The following is a 17,045-nucleotide window of genomic DNA, read 5'->3' on the forward strand; positions in this document are numbered from 1 at the left end:
GCTCCGATCAGCAGTTTCTTGACCATCGATCCCCCAGGAGTCCAGGCGCCTGCGGCGTCAGCCGGGCGGCAGGTTCGGCATGATCTTGAGTATCGCGTCGTGCTTCCTGGGCCTGATGCCCGTGGAGCGACGCGCGTCGGCGGTGCCGTCGTCGTGATGACCGATCTGCCGTTCGTGGCCGCGCCTCTCGTTGCCCTCGCGAATCCCCGTCACATGGGCCGGGGCGTCAGGCCTGGTATGCGGTTTACCGGTGCGTATCTGTCCCATGACACCTCCTCAGCTCCTCGAAGAACCCCTCGATCTCAGGCCATACCCGGTCACCGCCGAACATCCCCGTCCAGTGCCGGCGTACGACTGAGATCAGCCGGTAACAGTCCTCGATGGGGACCAGCCAGGCCTCGGAGCGCCCGCGTGCCGTGTTGACCAGCAGCGCCTCCACTTCGGCGCGTAGCTCCTCCAGGGCGGGGCAGTCCCGAGCGGCCGACTCCCAGGCGTTCCGGTCGATGGTCCACTGCGTCGCCCCTGCCGGGCTCGGGTAGTGGGCGACCACCTCGCCGTCGGCGCGTTCGACGAAGAACGCGAGGCCGACCGGGACGCCGAGGCGGGCCGGTGACAGGCCGCCGACGGGGATCCGGCGTTCGGGCACGAGCCGGTAGTGGCCCTCGCCCGCCTCCTCCCGCTGGAACAGCACGGAACAGGCGTAGCAGGCGCACAGCGGCCGCCGGTCGCGTACGTCGAGCAGGTGCCGGTGGTCCTCGGCCAGCGGGGTACCGCAGAGGTCGCAGGGCCGCCGGCGGGGCCGGTCGGCGGCGGTACGGCGGATCAGGCGCGGCAGCGCGCCGGTGCTCATCCGGGGTCACCGCGCACGGGCGTCGCCGGTCGGCGCAGCAGCGACTCCACCGGGATGAGCGCGGGCGGCCCGGGTTCCCCGGACGCCGTCACGGCCTCGACGCGCAACTCGGGCGCCGCGCCGGCGACGGCATCGCTGATCAGCCGCCCGATCGCCGCGGACGTGGAACCGCAGCCCGCGACGGACCACCGCAGCCGGGCGACGTCGTCCGTCACCTCGATCAGTTCGACGTCGCCGCCGTGGGAGCGGAGCCGGGGCCCGATGTCGTCGAGGGCACGGAGCACCCGCTCGCGCGCCGGCTGCGGGTGGAGGCCGTGCAGGGCCAGCAGGTGGTGCACGAGTTCGTCCCGGACCAGCGCCGACACGAGCTCGGGCGCATCGTCGCCGGCCAGCGCCATGACCCGCGCGAGCGCGGTGCCGTACATCAGCGCGAGGCCCTCCACCGCCTGCGCGGCCAGCTCGGCGACCGGTCCGGTGGCCCGCTCCAGCCGGTCGAGCAGCGCTTCCAGCCGGCCGATGAGCGCTTCGACGTCCTCGTCCGGCAGGCCCCGGATCGGGCGGTCAGCCATGCGCCGCCCCGAAGGTCGGCGAGTGCAGCTTCTTCAGGACGTTGCCGCCGCCGAGGTACATGTGCACCCCGCACGGCAGGCAGGGGTCGAAGCTGCGCACCGCGCGCATGATGTCGACGCCGACGAAGTCCTCCGGCCCGTTCTCCTCGAAGATCGGCATGTCCTGTACGGCGTCCTCGTACGGCCCCGGCACGCCGTTGACGTCGCGGGGGCTGGCGTTCCACGGGGTCGGCGGATAGGGGTGGTAGTTGGCGATCTTCTTGTCCTTGATGACGAGGTGGTGGGACAGCACCCCGCGTACGGCCTCGTGGAACCCGCAGCCGATGCCCTCCTCCGGCACCGTGAAGTCCTCGAAGACCTTGGTGTCGCCGGCCCGTACGAGCCCCATCGCCCGTTCGAGGAAGAACAACGACATGGCGGCCGAATAGGCGATGAAGTAGGCGCGCGCCCGGTCCCGCTCGAGGGCGTTGGACCACTGCGGGATCTTCCACTCCAGGGTCGTCTCGGGCAGCTTCTCGCTCTTGGGCAGGGTGATGCGGACGCTGGAGCCGGTCGCCTTCACGTACGGCGTGTCCACCAGCCCGGCCAGGGCGGTCACGTACAGGCGCGCGAACGGGCCGCCGCCGGTGTCGAGCGCGAGGAGTTCGCCGCTGCGCCGGTCCAGCCAGCGCGGGCTCATCACCCAGCTGTACTTGTCGTCGAAGTCGCGCTTCTGCGGCAGCGGGATCGTCGTCTGGTTCCAGGGATGGCGGATGTCGACCGGGTTGCCCAGCGGGTCGTGGGTGACGAACGGCTCCTCGTTCACCCAGTCCTCGTAGTAGGAGCTGCCGAGCAGGATCCGGATGCCGAGGTTGATGTCGACGAGGTCGGTGGTGACCAGCTCGCCGTCCACGACGACTCCCGGGGTGACGTGCATCGCGCGTCCCCAGTCGGTCATGTGCTCGTACCGGTAGTCGACGACGTCGGGATTCTGCCAGGCTCCCCAGCAGCCGAGCAGGACGCGGCGGCGGCCGACCTCCTCATAGCCGGGCAGCGCCTCGTAGAAGAAGTCGAAGACGTCGTCGTTCATCGCGACGGCCTGTTTGACGAAGTCGAGGATCGACACCAGCCGGGTCAGGTAGTCGGTGAACGTGGTCGGCTCCGGCATGGTCCCCACTCCGCCCGGATAGACGGTCGAGGGGTGGACGTGCCGGCCCTCCATCTTGCAGAACATCTCCCGGGTCGTCCGGCTGACCTGCAGCGCCTGCTTGTAGACCGCGCCTTCGTACGGGTTGTAGGCCTCCATGATGTCGGCGATGGTGCGGTACCCGTGGATCTCGGCGTTGGGTGCCTCGGTCTGCTTCGCGCGCTTCAGCACGCTCGGGTTGGTCTTCTTGACCATCGCCTCGCAGAAGTCGATGAAGACGAGGTTGTCCTGGAACAGCGTGTGGTCGAACATGTACTCCGCCGCCTCGCCCAGGTTGAGGATGTGCTCACCGAGCGGCGGGGTCTTGATGCCGTAGGCCATGTTCTGCGCGTAGACCGAGCAGGTCGTGTGGTTGTCGCCGCAGATGCCGCAGATCCGGCTGGTGATGAAGCCGGCGTCGCGGGGGTCCTTGCCCTTCATGAACACCGAGTAGCCGCGGAACAGCGACGACGTGGCATGGCACTGGGCGACACGCCGGTTCTTGAAATCGATCTTCGTGTAGATGCCGAGGTTGCCGATGATGCGGGTGATCGGGTCCCAGGTCATCTCGACCAGCTGTTCGCCGTCCGCCGGCCGTTCGGTCATGGCCATCTGAAAAGCCCTCCTCGTTGTCCGGCCGGTCCGTCACGGACGCCAGCGCGGGTCATAACCGCTCGTCAGCTCGGGTTCGTTGTGGTGCCACTTCGGTTCGGTGTTCAGGGCCTGGTTGGTGAAGCCGCGCAACTTGCGGATGAACGCGCCGTACGGTTTGGCCATCAGGGAGGAGAGCGAGCCGCCCGGTGGTTCGTCCATGAAGGGCATGAACTTGTCCGGGAAACCGGGCATCGTGCAGCCGATGCAGATGCCGCCCACGTTCGGGCAGCCGCCGATCCCGCCCATCCAGCCGCGTTTGGGCACGTCGCAGTTGACCACCGGGCCCCAGCAGCCGATCTTCACCTGGCACTTGGGCGAGTTGTAGTCGTGCGCGAAGTCGGCCTGCTCGTAGTAGCCGGCCCGGTCGCAGCCCTCGTGCACGGTCTTGCCGAACAGCCACTGCGGGCGCAGCATGTGGTCCAGCGGAGGCGGCGGCGCGTCACCGGCGGCGTGCTGCAGCACCCAGGTGAGGGTCTCCATGAAGTTGTCGGGCTGGATCGGGCAGCCCGGGACGTTGACGATCGGGAGTCCGCCGGTGGACTTGAAGTCCCAGCCGAGGTAGTCGGCGAGTCCCATGCACCCGGTCGGGTTGCCGGCCATCGCGTGGATGCCGCCGTACGTCGCGCAGGTGCCCGCGGCGACGACCGCCCAGGCCTTGGGCGCCAGGTGGTCGATCCACCAGTTGAGGGTCAGCGGTTCGCCGGTCTCCGGGTCGTTGCCGAAGGAGGTCCAGTAGCCGCCCCCGGTGATGATGTTCTGGTTGGGGACCGACCCTTCGATGACGAGGATGAAGGGCTCGAGCTCGCCCGCGGCCGCGGCGCGGAAGGGCGCGAGGAACGACTCGCCGCCCTGCGTCGGGGACAGCACCTTGTTGTGCAGGCTGACCTGGGGCAGTCCGGGGATGAGACCGAGGACGACGTCCTCGATGGGCGGCTGCCGGGCGGCGGTCATCGCGACGCTGTCGCCGTCGCAGCTCATCCCCTCCGAGATCCACAGGATGGTGATGTGGTCGAAGCCCTCGCGCTCCCGCGTGCTCGTCGGCTCGCGGGCGACGTCTTCGGTTCCGGCGTCGATGCTCATGTGCGGGGCCTCCCTCGTAGCCGGTCACGGATGCGGTCGTAGAACGCGGCGAACGGTGCCGCCAGGGCGAGCGCCCGCGGGCGGTCGGGGGCGCCGGGACGTGGACGGGTGGGCGCCGTGGACTCGGCCTGCCGCAGCCGCCGGCCGAGCTCGTCGAGCAGTTCGATCGCGTCCATCAGGACTCCCCGTACGGGCCGAGTGAACGGATGGCCCCGTGCAGGCGGGAGAGGATCTCCGGCGGCATCGTGTCGACCCGGTCGACGATCGCCGCGCCTCGCGGGTCGGTGGCGCGCGCCTCCCGCTTCTCCTCGTCGGTCAGCGTCAGCGTGCGCAGCGACAGGATCTCGTCGATCTCCGTGGCGTCGTACAGGTCACCGGCGCTCTCCGGCGCGATCCGCGGGTGGTCGTACAGCAGGATCGGCGAGGACAGCACGAGGTCGCGCGTGCCGGGCTCGCCCGCCAGCACGGGGAACGTGTGGACGTTCGCGCAGGCGCGTGCCTCGGCCTCCGCCCAGGCGGGCGGTTCGAGCAGCGAGACGAATGACGACTCCTCGGCCGCGAGCAGCGAGTGCGTCGCGATCAGCGAGCGGCGCAGGGCCTCCTGCCGTGGCGCGTCCGGAGGCGTCGTGGCATCGGCGTTCTCGACGCGTACTCGCAGCCGGAACAGCGGAGCCGGCGTCTCGCACCGGGTCGCCGAGACGACCACCGAGACCCGTACGGGCCACCGGCGCGACCGCGCGCGGCCCACCGGGCGGCCGTCGTCGTCGCCGAGGGTCTCGACGTCCTCGCCTCCGGGGGCGCACAGGTCGATCCGCTGCTCGCGGTCCAGGACGTCGGCGAGACGGACGCGCAGGCCGAAGTCCCGCGGCAGAGCCTCGTCGAAGCCCACCGCGAGCCGTGAGCCGACGTCCAGGTCGTCGGCGGGGCGGTGGCCGCCGTCGGGCAGGCGCTCCTCGACCGACCGGACGACCAGCTGGAGAAAGCGCAGCCGACATCGCACGACGGCCTCGCCCGGCTCGGGGGCCGCCAGCAGGCACTCGGTGCGCTGCCACCAGCCTTCGGCCGAGCCGGCGACACCGGCGTCGGCCGTGTCCCGCGCCTCCGCCCACGCCCGTGGGGTGAGCACGCCGAACTGCCAGCGAAACCGGTTCTTGACCGACGAACGCCGGTACGGGTACAGCAGGTAGCCCTCGTACAGGATGGCGTCGGCCACCGCGAGCGCGCGGTCGAAGACCGCGGCGTCAACCGGGCTCGCCTCCATCGTCCTCGTCCTCCCCACGACCGTCCCGCCTGGCTACTCCGGTCTAGCAAGCCGCGGCGGCGCGCCGTAAGTGACGGACGTCTAGGTGACGGACGCACTTAGCGGAGAGTCTTCGCAGGTGACCGCGGGTGTGACGGGGTATGAGTCAGGAACTGTGTCGCTCCCCGAGTGACGTCCCGAGGCCGGAGGTGGACCGTGCCAGACGCAGCATCGACCGTCCGTGCCGGCGTGCGCGGGTTGATCGCCGCCATGGCCATGTCCGGCATGCGGGACTTCACCGCCAACATCGGCCTGCTGGAGAAGAGCCCGCCCGAGGTCATCGTCGAGCGGCACGCCCCGAGGAAGGTCAAACGGCTCGCCGCCGAGCACCGCTCGGCCATCATCGAGCTGGCGCACTGGGGCTACGGCGCGGCCGGTGGGGCGGCGTTCGGCCTGCTCCCGCGCCGGTGGCGGGCCGATCCGCGCATCGGCCCCCTGTACGGCCTGGTCGTCTGGCTGGCCTTCGAACTCGGGATCGGCCCGCTCCTGGGCGTGCAGTACCGGGAGCAGAGGCGCCTGGTCCACCGCGCCATGCTGGCCGTCGACCACATGATGTACGGCACCGTGGTCGCCGGGCGGCTCGCGCCGGCACCGGAGGTGCGGCCGTGAGCGTCGGCGAGCCCGCCGACGCCTTCGCCACGCGGGCGGGCGCCGAGCCGCGCAACTACCTGCAGGGCTGCGTGCTGCTGCTCCTGCGGGAGCGGCCCGCGCACGGCTACGAGCTGCTCGAACGGCTGAAGGCGTTCGGCCTCGCGGACGGCGACTCGGGCAACCTCTACCGCCGGCTCCGTGCCCTCGAAGAACAGGGCATGGTCCGCTCGGAGTGGGAGACCTCGGAGGCGGGACCGAGGCGGCGCATGTACCACCTCACCGCGTCGGGAGACGCCCGGCTCCGCAGCTGGGCCGACTCCCTCGCCGAGACCCGCCGCCTGCTGGACTACTACCTGGGCCGCCATGCGCTGATCGCGGACTCCCCGGCACGCGCGGCGGCCGCGTCCGGGCCGAGAACCTGACCACCGGCACATGGGCGCGCGCGAGCATCTGTGGGCGCTACCGCAGTTGGTCGCGGCGGCGGGTGAGGTAGGCGGTCTCGGCGGTGTTGCCGGCGAGTTCGATGGCCTTGTCGTAGGCCGTGCGTGCTTCGGGCCCGCGGTGTAGTCGGCGTAGTAGTTCGGCGCGGGTGGCGTGGTAGGCGTGATAGCCGGTCAGCGCCTCGGCGAGGCGGTCGACGGTGGCCAGTGCCACGTCCGGGCCGTCGATCTCGGCGACCGCGATGGCCCGGTTGAGGGCGATGATCGGCGAGGGGTCGAGGCGGACGAGCTGGTCGTAGAGGGCGAGGACCTGTGACCAGTCGGTGTCGCGGATGTCGCGCGCGGAGGTGTGCACGGCGTTGATCGCGGCGAGGATCTGGTAGCGGCCCGGAGCCACGCCGGCGGCGAGGCGCTCGCGCACCAGCCGATGCCCCTCGGCGATCAGCGTCGCGTCCCAGGCTCCACGGTCCTGCTCGGTCAGGGGGACCAGTTCGCCGCCGGCCGAGACGCGGGCGGGGCGGCGGGCCTCGATGAGGAGCATCAGCGCCAGCAGCCCGGCCACCTCGCCGTCGCCCGGCATCAGGGTACGGATCAGGCGGGTGAGCCGGATCGCCTCGGTGGTCAGGTCGTGCCGGAGGGGATCGGTGCCGGGGCCGGTGGCCAGGTAGCCCTCGTTGAACACCAGGAACAGGACGGCGAGCACGCCGGACACGCGTGCCGGCAGATCCTCGGCGGACGGCATCCGGTACGGGATACGGGCCGCTTTGATCTTGGCTTTCGCGCGGGTGATCCGCCGTTCCATGGCGGTCTCGGCCACCAGGTAGGCGCGGGCGATCTCGGGCACGGTCAGGCCGCCGACCATGCGCAGCGTCAGCGCCACGCGGGTCTGCATCGCCAGCGCCGGATGACAGCAGATGAAGATCAGCCGGAGCCGGTCGTCGTCGATCGCGCCGACGGGCTCGGGTGGGGCGTCGTCGTACACCATCTGAGCCTCCTTGTGCTTGTCATCGCGTTTGTTCTCGCGGCGGATCCGGTCGATGGCCTTGCGGCTCGCGGTGGTGGTCAGCCAGCCGCCGGGGTTGGGCGGCACGCCGTCGACCGGCCACCGCTCGACGGCGGTCGCGAACGCCTCGGCCGCCGCCTCCTCGGCGATGCCGAGGTCACCGAAACGCCTGGTCAGGGCGGCGACCACCCTCGCCCACTCCTCGTGGTGGACCCGGGTGATCGCCTCGCGGACGTCGACGTCGTTCACAGGAACGGCCGCACCTCGATCTTCCGATCGCAGACCTTGGACGCCTCGGCGGCCAGCGTGAGCGCCACGTCCAGATCAGGGGCCTCCCACACCCAGACGCCGGCGAGGTACTCCTTCGACTCCACGAAAGGCCCGTCGCTGAACACCGCCTGCTTGCCCCGGTTGTCGATGACCGTGGCCGCGTCGGTGTCCGCGAGTCCGCCCGCGAAGACCCAGTAGCCCTCGGCGATCAGTCGTTCGTTGAACGCGCTGATGGCAGGCTGCCTGTCCGTGCTGCCGGGATTGCTCTTGTCATCGATCACGGAAACCAGATACTGCATCTGAACATCATCTCCTGCGGCGCCGCCCCTCGTGGGCGGCCTCACCCCTGCTACGAACACCACCGCCCGGACCCGACACCGCCTCCCGGATTTCTTCGCAGAACTTTCCGGGACGCCGGTCGTCGGCGATCGTTCCGCGGGGACCGCGCTCCCGCCGCCTGAAGCCGATCAGCCGGGAAGATCGGTGATGGGCTCCAGGGGCCGGTTGGCCGGGCCGTTCAGCAGGGTGCCGTCCGCGGCGAACCGGGAGCCGTGGCAGGGGCACTCCCACGTGCTCTCCGTGTCGTTGAACGCCACGACGCAGCCGCGGTGCGGGCAGGTGGCCGACACGGCGGTCAGGTTCCCGTGCTCGTCGCGGTGGACCGCGCAGGGGCGGCCGTCGACGGTCACGACCCGGCCCGAGCCCTTGGGCACGTCCTCCACCGAGCCGGTCCAGGCGGAGATCCGGTCGCCGACGTAGTGCCCGGCGATGGCGGCGACGTTCTCGACGGTCGCGGTCGCCTCGTGTGCCGGGTGGACGCGGCTCGGGTCGTACAGGTCGGCCCAGGGCGGGGTGCGGTCGGTCAGCAGGTCGGCGATGAGCCGTCCGGTCATCACGCCGTGGCTCATGCCCGAGCGTGCGTAGCCGGTCGCGACGAAGACGTGCTCCGTGCCGGGGGCGCGGCCGATCCAGGGGAGCGTGTCGGTGGTCTGGGTGTCCTGGGCGGACCAGCGGTGGGTGATGTCGGTGGCGCCGAAGTGCTTCCGTGCCCAGTCGATGAGCCGCTCGTAGCGTTCGGCGACGTGGCCGGCGCCGGGCGCGAAACCCTCGCCGGTGATGAGCAGCAGCCGCCGTCCGTCCGGCAGCGGGGCGGTGCGGACGGAGCGGGTGCTGAGCTCACGCGTGATGTACATCCCGCCCGGGTCCCGGTCGGCGGGGATCGGTCCGGCCACCACCAGCTCGCGGATGGCGCTGAGCCGGGTCGACAGCCGGAGCTGTTCGAACACCGGCGCCAGCGTGGCCACCACCACCTCACGGGCCCGTACGACGGCGCCGTGCTCGGTGCGCAGGAGGCACGGCTCGCCCTCCTTCAGGTCGGTGACGCGGGTGTTCTCGTGCACCCGCCCGCCGTTCGCGACGATCGCCTCGGCGAGGCCGACGAGGTACCGCCGGGGATGGAACTGGATCTGGTCCTCCACCCGCAGCGCCCCGGCCACCGGGAACGGCAGATCCGTCTCGGTGACGAACGCGGCCTCCAGCCCGGCGTCCTTCACGGCGTCCGCCTCGGCTCGGAGCCCGTCGGCCTCGTCCTCGTCCTCGGTGAAGATGTGAGAGGGGCGGCGTTCGATCTCGCAGTCGATGCCGAGCGCGGACGCGGTCGCCTCGACGTGGTCGACCGCCTCCTGCTGCGACCGCGCGTACAGCCGCGCGGCCTCGGCGCCGAGGCGCTCCCGGAGCGGCCGGTAGATCCACGGATGGGCGGCCGACAACCGCCCGGTCGTGTGGCCGGTGACCGCCGCGGCGACGCGGCCGGCCTCGAACACCCGCACCGAACGGCCCGCGCGTGTCAGCTCGAAGGCGGTGCAGATTCCGGCGATGCCGCCCCCGACCACCGCGACATCGACGTCGACGTCCTCGGTCAGCGTCGGGTAGGAGGTGCCGGCACTCGATTCGATCCAGTACGAGGTGGCTGTTCCCGGGAGCGTCATGCACGGCTGTGTGCCCGGAAAAACACGTCCTATTCTCTGACGCGGAGGCGGACGGTGGCCGGCTGGTCGTCGTTCTCCAGCGTGCGCCGGGCCCGCGCGATCGCCTCGTAGATGCTCGACCGGGCGTCGGCCGGGTCGGTGTCCGGATCGACGGTCACGTTGAGGAGCAGGTGCGGACGGGCACGGCTGCCGGTCACGCCGGCGGTGGCCCGCCGCACGTACGGGCCGGCGTTCAGGTCGTCCTCGATCGCGTCGGTGACCGCGCGGGTGGACAGCGTGGTGGCGCCGTGCCGGGTGTCGGGCTCCAGCCGGATCGTCCGCGGGGCCGGCCTGCGGGCCTGCGCGCCCAGCCAGCGCAGCGCCAGGAGCGCGATGGCGACGGAGAAGGCCGCCAGCGCGATCCAGAACCACAGGTGAGCGTCGGCAAAGGCGCGCACGAAGCGGCCGGTGACCGGCACGTGGGCCGCTCCCAGATGACGCGGTACGAAGGCGGCGCCGCGGACGGCCGCCGTGAGGCCGCCGAGGAGCAGGATCAGTCCGATGACCGCCAGGCCGAAGCGGTTCGCGCGAGTGCTTCCCATGGGGTCAGTCCTCCCGATGCCGTACGGTCACGCGCACGTGCGGCCGGTGCAGCGGCGCCAGCGCGCTGAGGCGCTCGCCGACGGCGCCGTGCACCTGCTCGGTGAGCCCGGCGACGTCGTGGAGCGGGCTCACGGCGCGGACGCGGACGCTGTGCCGCCGTACTCTGACCCGTGCGCGGTCGACGCCGTCCACGCTCTGGGCGGCCCGCGCGACGTACCTTCGCAGGTCCGCCCGTGCGATGCCGAGCACCACGTTCGGGTCCTCCGAACGCAACGGGATCGCCCGCAGGCGTCCGGGTCGCAGCGCCAGCAGGAGCAGCAGCAGGCCGAGCGCCGCGAGGAGGCTCGCCACGGCGAGGACCAGCACGTCGTCCCAGCGCAGGCTCCGGCCGAGCCGGGCCAGGTCCACGACGGGCAACAGCACGCCCGGCGAGCGGCCGACGAGAGTGCCGATCACCTCGGCCGCGAGGATGATCGCGGCGGCGGCCAGCAGGGCGGCGGTGACCACCGACGGGAGCACGCGCCGGGGGCCGAAAGACCGGCGTACGGCGCGACGCGCGGCCCGGCGGGACGGCGGGCGCAGGTCGCCGGTCCGGGCCGCGTCCATCCCGGTCACCGCACTCGCCTCCCGGACCGCTCGGCGGGCAGGAGCCGGGCCACGTCGATGTCGACCTCGCGTACGTCCAGCCCGGTCAGTTCGCCGACGCGTGTCCGCACCAGCTCCCGCAGGCGCCGCGTCACCTCCCGTACGGGCGCCGGGTAGGCGACCGAGATCCGCATCCGGAGCATGGCCAGGTCACCGTCGACCTTCGCCGTCACCCAGGGCGTGCTCTCCAGGGAGTCGCGGCCCAGCGGCACGCCCAGCACGCGCCGGGCCGCGCCGCCCGCGTCCTCGTCCTCGGCCAGCGCACGACCGGCGATCTTCGCCAGAACCCGGTCGGCGATCTCCGTACGGCCCCGGTGCTCCAGCGCGATCGTCCCCCGGGGTTCGACCTCGGCGCTCACGACCGCCTCCGGCCGCCCAGGATCTCGGTCAGGTCGAGTTCGCCGATCAGCACCCGGCCGACCAGGAATCCCACGATCCCGAGCACCAGCACGATCACGAACGCGGCGAAGCCGCCGAAGGCGCCGGCGAACCCGAGTGCGGTCCCGAAGCCCAGGCCCACGGCCGGCCACCATCGCATCTCACTCATCTCAGTCACCTCTTCTCACACCACGCGCGGGCCTCGACGCCGCCGGCGCAGCCAGCGCGCGACGTGCCACAGCCCGTGCCGAGAGCGGAACACGCACACCGCGAGCATCACCTCGGCGGTACCGCCCGCGTGCCGGCGCACCAGCCCAGCGGCGAACTCCGCCGGGTCACCGCCCACGTCGGGATGGTGGGTGCGCACCCACGCCGCGAACGCCGCGCGGTCCCCGCTCACGAAGCCTCCAGCACCTCGATGTCCTCGACCGCCACGTCGACCGGCAGGTCCGGCACGACCTCCCGGGCCGCGGCCCGTACCTGCTCCGCGACCTCGGCGATCGGCGGCCCGTAGGCGGCCACCACCGCGATCCGCACCCGGTCCTCGCGCACGGCCACTCCCGGCACGGTCCGGCCGGGCAGATAGGTCGCGGCCGGACCTGCGGAGAGACGGGCCACCGAAGGGCAGTCCGCCACCGCGGTGGCGATCCGCTCGGCCAGGCGTCCCGCCTGGGAGAGGTTCATCGCACCCGCGGCGCGGCGGGTTCGCCGCTCTCCCTGCTCTCCTCACCGGGCAGGTGGATGTCGCCGACGTTGACGTTGACCTCGGTGACGTCCAGGCCGCACATCTTCTCCACGGCCTCGATGACGTTGCGGCGGATGCCGTCCCCCAGGTCGGGAATGGACACGCCGTACTCGACGATGACGTCCACGTCGATGGCCGCCTGCCGCTCGCCGACCTCGACCGCCACCCCCTGGGCGACGTTCGGGCGGCCGACGCCGGGAATGCGCTCGCGGACCGCGCCGAACGCGCGGGCCATGCCGGCGCCCATGGCGTAAACGCCCTGCACCTCCGAGGCCGCCATGCCGGCGATCTTGGCGACGACCGTGTCCGCGATGGCGGTCCGGCCGTGCTCGCCGACCAGTTCACCGCCCTTGCGGGCGCTCACCGCGCCGGTCGTCTGCTGACTGGTCTTCTGATCCGTTCGCTCACTCGTCGGAGCGCTCATAGGATCACCCCCGAATACCGTCTGTTATCGAGGCTAGCCGACGTCTCGTGACCGGGGTCGGCTCGGGGTCGTGCGGTGATTCGGCAGGCCAGAGCAGGTTTTCCCGCTTCGAAGGCGGGAAGCGGCTGGGCTATGGACCACTCGCAGGCACCCGTACTCGACGCGCTGGCGGCCTACCACCGGCGGGGATATCTGCCGTTCACCCCACCCGGCCACAAGCAGGGGCGCGGCACCGATCCGCGGGTGCGCGCGGTGGTCGGGGACGACGTCTTCCGGTCCGACGTCCTGGCGACCGCCGGCCTGGACGACCGGATGTCCTCGGGCGGGGTGCTGGAGCGGGCCCAGGAGCTGATGGCGGACGCCGTCGGGGCGGACCACGCGTTCTTCTCGACGTGCGGTAGTTCGCTGTCGGTCAAGAGCGCGATGCTGTCGGTCGCCGGCCCGCACGAGAAGCTGCTGGTGGGCCGGGACGCGCACAAGGCGGTGGTGGCCGGGCTGATTTTGGCCGGCATCCGCCCGATCTGGGTGGAGCCGCAGTGGGATCCGGAGCTGCGGCTGGCGCATCCGCCGAACGCGGAGGCGTTCGAGCGGCGTCTCGCCGAGCACCCCGACGCCCGGGGCGCGCTGGTGACCAGCCCGACCCCGTACGGAACCAGCGGCGACCTCGCCGCGATCACCCGCGTCTGCCATGACCGCGACGTGCCGTTGATCGTGGACGAGGCGTGGGGCGCGCACCTGCCGTTCCACCCGGAACTGCCGGTCTGGGCGATGGACGCCGGGGCCGACGTGTGCGTGACGAGCGTGCACAAGATGGGCAGTGGGCTGGAGCAGAGTTCGGTGTTCCACCTTCAGGGCGACCGGGTCGACCCGGACGTGCTGAGCGCGCGGGAGGACCTGCTGGGCACGACCAGCCCGTCCGTGCTCGTGTACGCGGCGCTGGACGGCTGGCGGCGCCAGATGGTCGAACAGGGCCGCGACCTGCTGCAGGCCGCACTCGACCTGGCCCGGTCCGTGCGCGCGGAGATCGACGGCATTGAGGGCATGCGTGTGCACGGGGAGGCCGACTTCATCGGCCCGGACCGTGCCGCCGAGATGGACCCACTGCAGATCATCGTCGACATCGAGGCGCTGGGCGTGACCGGTTACAGCGCGGCCGACTGGCTCCGCGAGCATCACCGGATCAACCTGCACGTCTCCGACCAACGGCGGATCAGCGCACAGCTCAGCTACGCCGACGACGAGGAGTCCACCCGGTCGCTCCTGGAGGCGTTCCGGCACCTGAGCCGGGAGGCCGAGCGGGGGAACGAGGCGCTGGACCCCGCCGGTGAGGTGCAGGTGCCCACTCCGGACGACCTGCGGCTGGAGCTCGTCCACCTGCCGCGCGACGCCTTCTTCGGCCGTACCGAGCAGGTGCCGGTCGAACAGGTGGCCGGCCGGGTGGTGGCCGAGATGCTCACGCCGTACCCGCCGGGGATCCCGGCCGCGCTGCCCGGCGAGCGCCTCAACACCGCCGTCCTCGACTACCTGCGGACCGGGGTGAAGGCGGGCATGGTGATCCCCGACGCCGCCGACTCGAAGCTGGAGAGCGTACGGGTCTACCGAGAGCCGTGAACACCGAATGTGTGGAAGCGATGGTGCGGGGTAGCCGAAGGTGAATGAGCAGCATTCGCCGAGGTCCGGCGCATGCCGGGTCCAACAGCGCGGCCCCTCGCACCGATGGGAAGGGCGCGCGCATGCACACCAGGAACCCCTTCGCGCCGGCTCGCCGGGTCCATGGCCGCCAGGCCCGGGCGGAGGCCGACTCCGCCGCTCCCGCTCCGAGTCCCGACGACGCCCAGACCGCCGCCGCTCCGCCCGAACGGCGTACGGCCACCCCGAAGCGGCCGCGCACCCCGGCCGACCCCACCGGCACCGACCGGGGCGGCATGTGGCCGGACCTGTGGGCCGCTCACCGCTGCTGAGTCAGGTCGTCGGGATAACCAGTTCGGCGTTCACGCCGTCGGCGAGCAGGAAGTACCCGAGGAAGGTCACGCCGTCCTCTCGCGCGTCGAAGCGCGCGACGCGCACGCCCTCGGGCTCGTAGAACACGTCGCCGGGCCGCAGCACGGTCTCGGCCTCGCCCTCGATCTGGTAGACCGCCGAGCCCGTCTCGATACTGCCGAAGACCGGCCCGTTGTGGACGTGCAGCCCCGCGGCGTACCCGGGCGCGATGGTGATCCGCCGGATCTCGACGCGCTGGACGGCCAGCGGCTCCGGCAGCTTCTGGTCCATCACGATCTCGCGACTGAGCGGCGGCGCCGGATCGGTCCGTACGGTGTCGCCGCCGTATTCGGCGTTCGTCACGGCCTCCGCGACCTCCGTCGCCCTCCCGTCCTCCGGCAGCTCCTCAACGGCCAGATGAGTCATCGCGGCGTTGGGCGTCGCGCCGTGCCAATGCCACTCGCCGGCCTCGATCCGTACGGTGTCGCCCGCGCGGATGGTCTCGACCTTTCCACCGCGACGTTGCACGAGCCCCGTGCCCTCCGTGACCACGAGCACCTGCCCCACCGGGTGGCGGTGCCAGTGCGTGCGGGCGCCGGGCGCGAAGCGGACGCCGTCGACCTGCGTACGGGACGGGCCTTCGGGGGCGGCGAGTTCTTCGACCCGGGCGTCGCCGGTGACCCATTCGGACGAGGCGGACACAGCGGTGCGTGAGGCGCGGGATATTCGCATGCTTTCGGGCTTCCTTCGCGAGTGCTTCCAATGAGGCGTTCCCTCGTGCCGCGAGTGTACATACTAGTAGGTACAGAAGGCGTGTCGGGGAGGTGGGCGGCGGGGAACGTATGCCCCGAGAGGACGGCGGCGCGCGGAGGGAGCGAGCATGTCCTGGCTGGCGGGGGACTGGACGCATTTGGGTGCGGTCGCGGGTAAGGCCGCGCTGATCTACGTGACGGCGCTGGCGGCGTTGCGTCTTGGAGAGAGACGCACGCTGGCCCAGTGGACGATCATCGACACCGTGGCCGCGGTGGCGGTCGGGGCGATCGTGGGCCGCACGGCGATCGCGTCGAACCAGTCGTTCGTCACCGGGGCCGTGGCGCTGGTCACCCTCATAGCGATGCACCGCGTCGTCAGCGCTCTGCGGGCGCAGCCGCTGTTCCGCCGCCTCACCGATCACCGGATCCGCGTCCTCGTCGCGGACGGGAAGGTGCGCCGCCACCAGCTGATGATCTGCGGGCTGACCGAGAGCGACCTGCTGGCCCAGCTCCGGCAGCGGGGCGTGTGCGAGCTGTCCGGCGTGCGCTTCGTTCTCTACGAGGCCAAGGGAGGCCTGACGGTGGTCACCGGCACCGACCCGGTCGCAGGCGTGCCCGAACTGGTCCGGGCGGGACTGCGGGAGGCGGTGGACGTGCCGGCCGGCGAGGCCTGAGGGCCGTCGTCGGCAAGCCGGTCGGCGCTGTCGGCGAGCGGCCCGTTCTCCATGGTGCGGGTAGTGACTGAGAGTGATCGCGGTCCTGTTCGCGTTGCTCGCCGCGGCGAGCAACGCTCTGGCGTCGGTGCTGCAGCGTCGCGCCGCGCGTTCGGCCCCGAAGGAGTTCGCCTTCCGCCCGGCGCTGCTGTGGAGCCTGTTCCGCCGCCCGGTGTGGCTCGGCGGGATCGGGGCGCTCATCGCCGGTTTCCTGCTCCAGGCGCTGGCCCTGTCCAGGGGCGGACTGGCCCTGGTCCAGCCGCTCCTGGTCGCGGAGCTGCCCTTCACCATGATCCTTCTCGCCCGGATGTCCCGGCTCCGCCTCGACCGGCGCACCTGGGTGGCGGTCGCCGCGATGACGGCCGGCCTGGCCGGGTTCCTGGGCGCGGCGTCGCCCACGAAGGGCCGCCACACGCCGGACACGGCGGACTGGGTGATCGCCACGGTGATCACTCTCGCGGTGATCGTCGGGCTGGTCTTGGTGGCGCGGTGGCTGAACGGAGCGCCGCGTGCGGCCGTGCTCGGAGTCGCCGCCGGCGTCGGATTCGCGTTCACCGCCACGTTCATGAAGGCGACGACGAACCTGGTCGATCAGGGCATGATCACCGTGGTGACGTCGTGGCAGCCGTACGCGATGGCGGCCGCCGGCCTCGGGAGCGTCTACCTGCTGCAGAACGCCCTGCAGAGCGGCACCCTGGTCGCCGCACAGCCGGCGCTGACGATCTCCGACCCGGTATCGGCCGTCGTGTACGGCACCACGATGTTCGGCGAGGGCGTCCGGACGGGGCCGTGGATGATCGCCGAGGTGGCGGGCTTCATGCTGATCTTCTACGGGAGCATCCGCCTCAGCCGCTCCGCTCCCATCCGCGCGCAGGGCGAGAACGAGAACGCCTGACCGCGCCGGTCCGCCGCCAGG

The 17,045-nt window shown here is 71.8% G+C and carries 24 protein-coding genes; 6 read left to right on the plus strand and 18 right to left on the minus strand.

The window, feature by feature from the left end; genetic code table 11:
- Positions 1-57: 57 nt before the first annotated feature.
- Genes ACQEV1_RS08025 through ACQEV1_RS08055 form a run of 7 tightly spaced genes read right to left on the minus strand, consistent with a single transcriptional unit; the run spans position 58 to position 5,579 of the window.
- The gene (locus tag ACQEV1_RS08025) at positions 58-267 is read right to left on the minus strand and encodes a hypothetical protein (RefSeq protein WP_285621599.1); all 210 of its coding nucleotides are present in this window, start codon (positions 265-267) and stop codon (positions 58-60) included.
- Complete coding sequence (locus ACQEV1_RS08030) at positions 245-850, minus strand: DUF5947 family protein (protein ID WP_285621596.1); 606 nt, start codon at positions 848-850, stop codon at positions 245-247. Before ACQEV1_RS08030 ends, ACQEV1_RS08025 begins: the two co-directional genes overlap by 23 nt.
- A complete protein-coding gene (locus ACQEV1_RS08035) occupies positions 847-1,419 on the minus strand; it encodes a NifU family protein (RefSeq protein ID WP_285621593.1) in 573 nt (190 codons plus the stop codon). Before ACQEV1_RS08035 ends, ACQEV1_RS08030 begins: the two co-directional genes overlap by 4 nt.
- Positions 1,412-3,196: a nickel-dependent hydrogenase large subunit gene (locus ACQEV1_RS08040; protein WP_285621591.1), complete on the minus strand. Its 1,785-nt coding sequence runs from the start codon at positions 3,194-3,196 to the stop codon at positions 1,412-1,414. Before ACQEV1_RS08040 ends, ACQEV1_RS08035 begins: the two co-directional genes overlap by 8 nt.
- Positions 3,197-3,229: 33 nt before the next feature.
- Positions 3,230-4,318, minus strand: a complete 1,089-nt coding sequence (locus ACQEV1_RS08045; protein WP_285621589.1) for a hydrogenase expression protein HypE — start codon at positions 4,316-4,318, stop codon at positions 3,230-3,232.
- Complete coding sequence (locus ACQEV1_RS08050) at positions 4,315-4,494, minus strand: hypothetical protein (RefSeq protein WP_433392695.1); 180 nt, start codon at positions 4,492-4,494, stop codon at positions 4,315-4,317. Before ACQEV1_RS08050 ends, ACQEV1_RS08045 begins: the two co-directional genes overlap by 4 nt.
- Positions 4,494-5,579 carry a hypothetical protein gene (locus ACQEV1_RS08055; RefSeq protein ID WP_433392697.1) on the minus strand — a complete coding sequence of 362 codons (1,086 nt, stop codon included), beginning with the start codon at positions 5,577-5,579 and terminating at the stop codon, positions 4,494-4,496. The genes ACQEV1_RS08050 and ACQEV1_RS08055 overlap by 1 nt, the downstream gene beginning before the upstream one ends.
- 195 nt (positions 5,580-5,774) lie before the next feature.
- On the opposite strand from ACQEV1_RS08055, the gene ACQEV1_RS08060 reads away from it, so the two are divergent.
- Both ACQEV1_RS08060 and ACQEV1_RS08065 read left to right on the plus strand, forming a co-directional pair.
- The gene (locus tag ACQEV1_RS08060) at positions 5,775-6,227 is read left to right on the plus strand and encodes a hypothetical protein (RefSeq protein ID WP_285621581.1); all 453 of its coding nucleotides are present in this window, start codon (positions 5,775-5,777) and stop codon (positions 6,225-6,227) included.
- A complete protein-coding gene (locus tag ACQEV1_RS08065; RefSeq protein WP_433392699.1) occupies positions 6,224-6,631 on the plus strand; it encodes a helix-turn-helix transcriptional regulator in 408 nt (135 codons plus the stop codon). The genes ACQEV1_RS08060 and ACQEV1_RS08065 overlap by 4 nt, the downstream gene beginning before the upstream one ends.
- A gap of 37 nt (positions 6,632-6,668) precedes the next feature.
- Here ACQEV1_RS08065 and ACQEV1_RS08070 read toward each other — a convergent pair whose 3' ends face one another.
- The 10 genes from ACQEV1_RS08070 to ACQEV1_RS08115 form a co-directional block, all read right to left on the minus strand.
- Positions 6,669-7,901 (minus strand): RNA polymerase sigma factor, encoded by a 1,233-nt coding sequence (locus tag ACQEV1_RS08070; protein WP_433392701.1) that lies wholly within the window; start codon positions 7,899-7,901, stop codon positions 6,669-6,671.
- Entirely contained in the window at positions 7,898-8,221 is a 324-nt protein-coding gene (locus tag ACQEV1_RS08075) for a YciI family protein (RefSeq protein ID WP_433392703.1), read from the minus strand. The genes ACQEV1_RS08070 and ACQEV1_RS08075 overlap by 4 nt, the downstream gene beginning before the upstream one ends.
- A gap of 168 nt (positions 8,222-8,389) precedes the next feature.
- Entirely contained in the window at positions 8,390-9,910 is a 1,521-nt protein-coding gene (locus tag ACQEV1_RS08080; RefSeq protein WP_433392705.1) for an FAD-dependent oxidoreductase, read from the minus strand.
- A 29-nt stretch (positions 9,911-9,939) separates the two neighbouring features.
- Positions 9,940-10,491, minus strand: a complete 552-nt coding sequence (locus ACQEV1_RS08085) for an alkaline shock response membrane anchor protein AmaP (protein ID WP_433392707.1) — start codon at positions 10,489-10,491, stop codon at positions 9,940-9,942.
- A gap of 4 nt (positions 10,492-10,495) precedes the next feature.
- Positions 10,496-11,098: a DUF6286 domain-containing protein gene (locus ACQEV1_RS08090; protein ID WP_285622029.1), complete on the minus strand. Its 603-nt coding sequence runs from the start codon at positions 11,096-11,098 to the stop codon at positions 10,496-10,498.
- A gap of 5 nt (positions 11,099-11,103) precedes the next feature.
- Positions 11,104-11,496 (minus strand): Asp23/Gls24 family envelope stress response protein, encoded by a 393-nt coding sequence (locus ACQEV1_RS08095; RefSeq protein WP_433392709.1) that lies wholly within the window; start codon positions 11,494-11,496, stop codon positions 11,104-11,106.
- Positions 11,493-11,684, minus strand: a complete 192-nt coding sequence (locus tag ACQEV1_RS08100; protein ID WP_285567494.1) for a hypothetical protein — start codon at positions 11,682-11,684, stop codon at positions 11,493-11,495. The genes ACQEV1_RS08095 and ACQEV1_RS08100 overlap by 4 nt, the downstream gene beginning before the upstream one ends.
- A gap of 15 nt (positions 11,685-11,699) precedes the next feature.
- Positions 11,700-11,915, minus strand: coding sequence for a hypothetical protein (locus ACQEV1_RS08105; RefSeq protein WP_433392711.1), 216 nt, complete (start codon positions 11,913-11,915; stop codon positions 11,700-11,702).
- Positions 11,912-12,199, minus strand: coding sequence for a hypothetical protein (locus tag ACQEV1_RS08110; protein WP_285621563.1), 288 nt, complete (start codon positions 12,197-12,199; stop codon positions 11,912-11,914). Before ACQEV1_RS08110 ends, ACQEV1_RS08105 begins: the two co-directional genes overlap by 4 nt.
- Positions 12,196-12,684 (minus strand): Asp23/Gls24 family envelope stress response protein, encoded by a 489-nt coding sequence (locus ACQEV1_RS08115; RefSeq protein WP_285621561.1) that lies wholly within the window; start codon positions 12,682-12,684, stop codon positions 12,196-12,198. The genes ACQEV1_RS08110 and ACQEV1_RS08115 overlap by 4 nt, the downstream gene beginning before the upstream one ends.
- A gap of 132 nt (positions 12,685-12,816) precedes the next feature.
- Between ACQEV1_RS08115 and ACQEV1_RS08120 the strand changes: the two genes are divergently transcribed.
- Entirely contained in the window at positions 12,817-14,295 is a 1,479-nt protein-coding gene (locus ACQEV1_RS08120; protein ID WP_433392714.1) for an aminotransferase class I/II-fold pyridoxal phosphate-dependent enzyme, read from the plus strand.
- Between the two features lie 122 nt (positions 14,296-14,417).
- Positions 14,418-14,645, plus strand: a complete 228-nt coding sequence (locus ACQEV1_RS08125; protein ID WP_433392716.1) for a hypothetical protein — start codon at positions 14,418-14,420, stop codon at positions 14,643-14,645.
- Between the two features lies 1 nt (position 14,646).
- Here ACQEV1_RS08125 and ACQEV1_RS08130 read toward each other — a convergent pair whose 3' ends face one another.
- The gene (locus ACQEV1_RS08130) at positions 14,647-15,396 is read right to left on the minus strand and encodes a (R)-mandelonitrile lyase (protein WP_285621555.1); all 750 of its coding nucleotides are present in this window, start codon (positions 15,394-15,396) and stop codon (positions 14,647-14,649) included.
- 148 nt (positions 15,397-15,544) lie between these two features.
- On the opposite strand from ACQEV1_RS08130, the gene ACQEV1_RS08135 reads away from it, so the two are divergent.
- On the plus strand, positions 15,545-16,090 hold the full coding sequence (locus tag ACQEV1_RS08135; RefSeq protein WP_285621553.1) for a DUF421 domain-containing protein: 546 nt from the start codon (positions 15,545-15,547) through the stop codon (positions 16,088-16,090).
- A gap of 73 nt (positions 16,091-16,163) precedes the next feature.
- A complete protein-coding gene (locus ACQEV1_RS08140; RefSeq protein WP_433392719.1) occupies positions 16,164-17,024 on the plus strand; it encodes a DMT family transporter in 861 nt (286 codons plus the stop codon).
- The last annotated feature ends 21 nt before the right edge of the window (positions 17,025-17,045 follow it).

The sequence above is a fragment of the Actinoallomurus sp. CA-142502 genome (assembly GCF_050936355.1).
Taxonomy (GTDB): domain Bacteria; phylum Actinomycetota; class Actinomycetes; order Streptosporangiales; family Streptosporangiaceae; genus Actinoallomurus; species Actinoallomurus iriomotensis.

Excerpts from the sequence above, each read along its gene's own strand:
- ACQEV1_RS08025 (WP_285621599.1), bottom strand. The coding sequence starts at position 267 with ATGGGACAGATACGCACCGGTAAACCGCATACCAGGCCTGACGCCCCG.
- ACQEV1_RS08030 (WP_285621596.1), bottom strand. The coding sequence starts at position 850 with ATGAGCACCGGCGCGCTGCCGCGCCTGATCCGCCGTACCGCCGCCGAC.
- ACQEV1_RS08035 (WP_285621593.1), bottom strand. The coding sequence starts at position 1,419 with ATGGCTGACCGCCCGATCCGGGGCCTGCCGGACGAGGACGTCGAAGCG.
- ACQEV1_RS08040 (WP_285621591.1), bottom strand. The coding sequence starts at position 3,196 with ATGGCCATGACCGAACGGCCGGCGGACGGCGAACAGCTGGTCGAGATG.
- ACQEV1_RS08045 (WP_285621589.1), bottom strand. The coding sequence starts at position 4,318 with ATGAGCATCGACGCCGGAACCGAAGACGTCGCCCGCGAGCCGACGAGC.
- ACQEV1_RS08050 (WP_433392695.1), bottom strand. The coding sequence starts at position 4,494 with ATGGACGCGATCGAACTGCTCGACGAGCTCGGCCGGCGGCTGCGGCAG.
- ACQEV1_RS08055 (WP_433392697.1), bottom strand. The coding sequence starts at position 5,579 with ATGGAGGCGAGCCCGGTTGACGCCGCGGTCTTCGACCGCGCGCTCGCG.
- ACQEV1_RS08075 (WP_433392703.1), bottom strand. The coding sequence starts at position 8,221 with ATGCAGTATCTGGTTTCCGTGATCGATGACAAGAGCAATCCCGGCAGC.
- ACQEV1_RS08080 (WP_433392705.1), bottom strand. The coding sequence starts at position 9,910 with ATGACGCTCCCGGGAACAGCCACCTCGTACTGGATCGAATCGAGTGCC.
- ACQEV1_RS08085 (WP_433392707.1), bottom strand. The coding sequence starts at position 10,491 with ATGGGAAGCACTCGCGCGAACCGCTTCGGCCTGGCGGTCATCGGACTG.
- ACQEV1_RS08090 (WP_285622029.1), bottom strand. The coding sequence starts at position 11,098 with ATGGACGCGGCCCGGACCGGCGACCTGCGCCCGCCGTCCCGCCGGGCC.
- ACQEV1_RS08100 (WP_285567494.1), bottom strand. The coding sequence starts at position 11,684 with ATGAGTGAGATGCGATGGTGGCCGGCCGTGGGCCTGGGCTTCGGGACC.
- ACQEV1_RS08110 (WP_285621563.1), bottom strand. The coding sequence starts at position 12,199 with ATGAACCTCTCCCAGGCGGGACGCCTGGCCGAGCGGATCGCCACCGCG.
- ACQEV1_RS08115 (WP_285621561.1), bottom strand. The coding sequence starts at position 12,684 with ATGAGCGCTCCGACGAGTGAGCGAACGGATCAGAAGACCAGTCAGCAG.
- ACQEV1_RS08120 (WP_433392714.1), top strand. The coding sequence starts at position 12,817 with ATGGACCACTCGCAGGCACCCGTACTCGACGCGCTGGCGGCCTACCAC.
- ACQEV1_RS08125 (WP_433392716.1), top strand. The coding sequence starts at position 14,418 with ATGCACACCAGGAACCCCTTCGCGCCGGCTCGCCGGGTCCATGGCCGC.
- ACQEV1_RS08130 (WP_285621555.1), bottom strand. The coding sequence starts at position 15,396 with ATGCGAATATCCCGCGCCTCACGCACCGCTGTGTCCGCCTCGTCCGAA.
- ACQEV1_RS08135 (WP_285621553.1), top strand. The coding sequence starts at position 15,545 with ATGTCCTGGCTGGCGGGGGACTGGACGCATTTGGGTGCGGTCGCGGGT.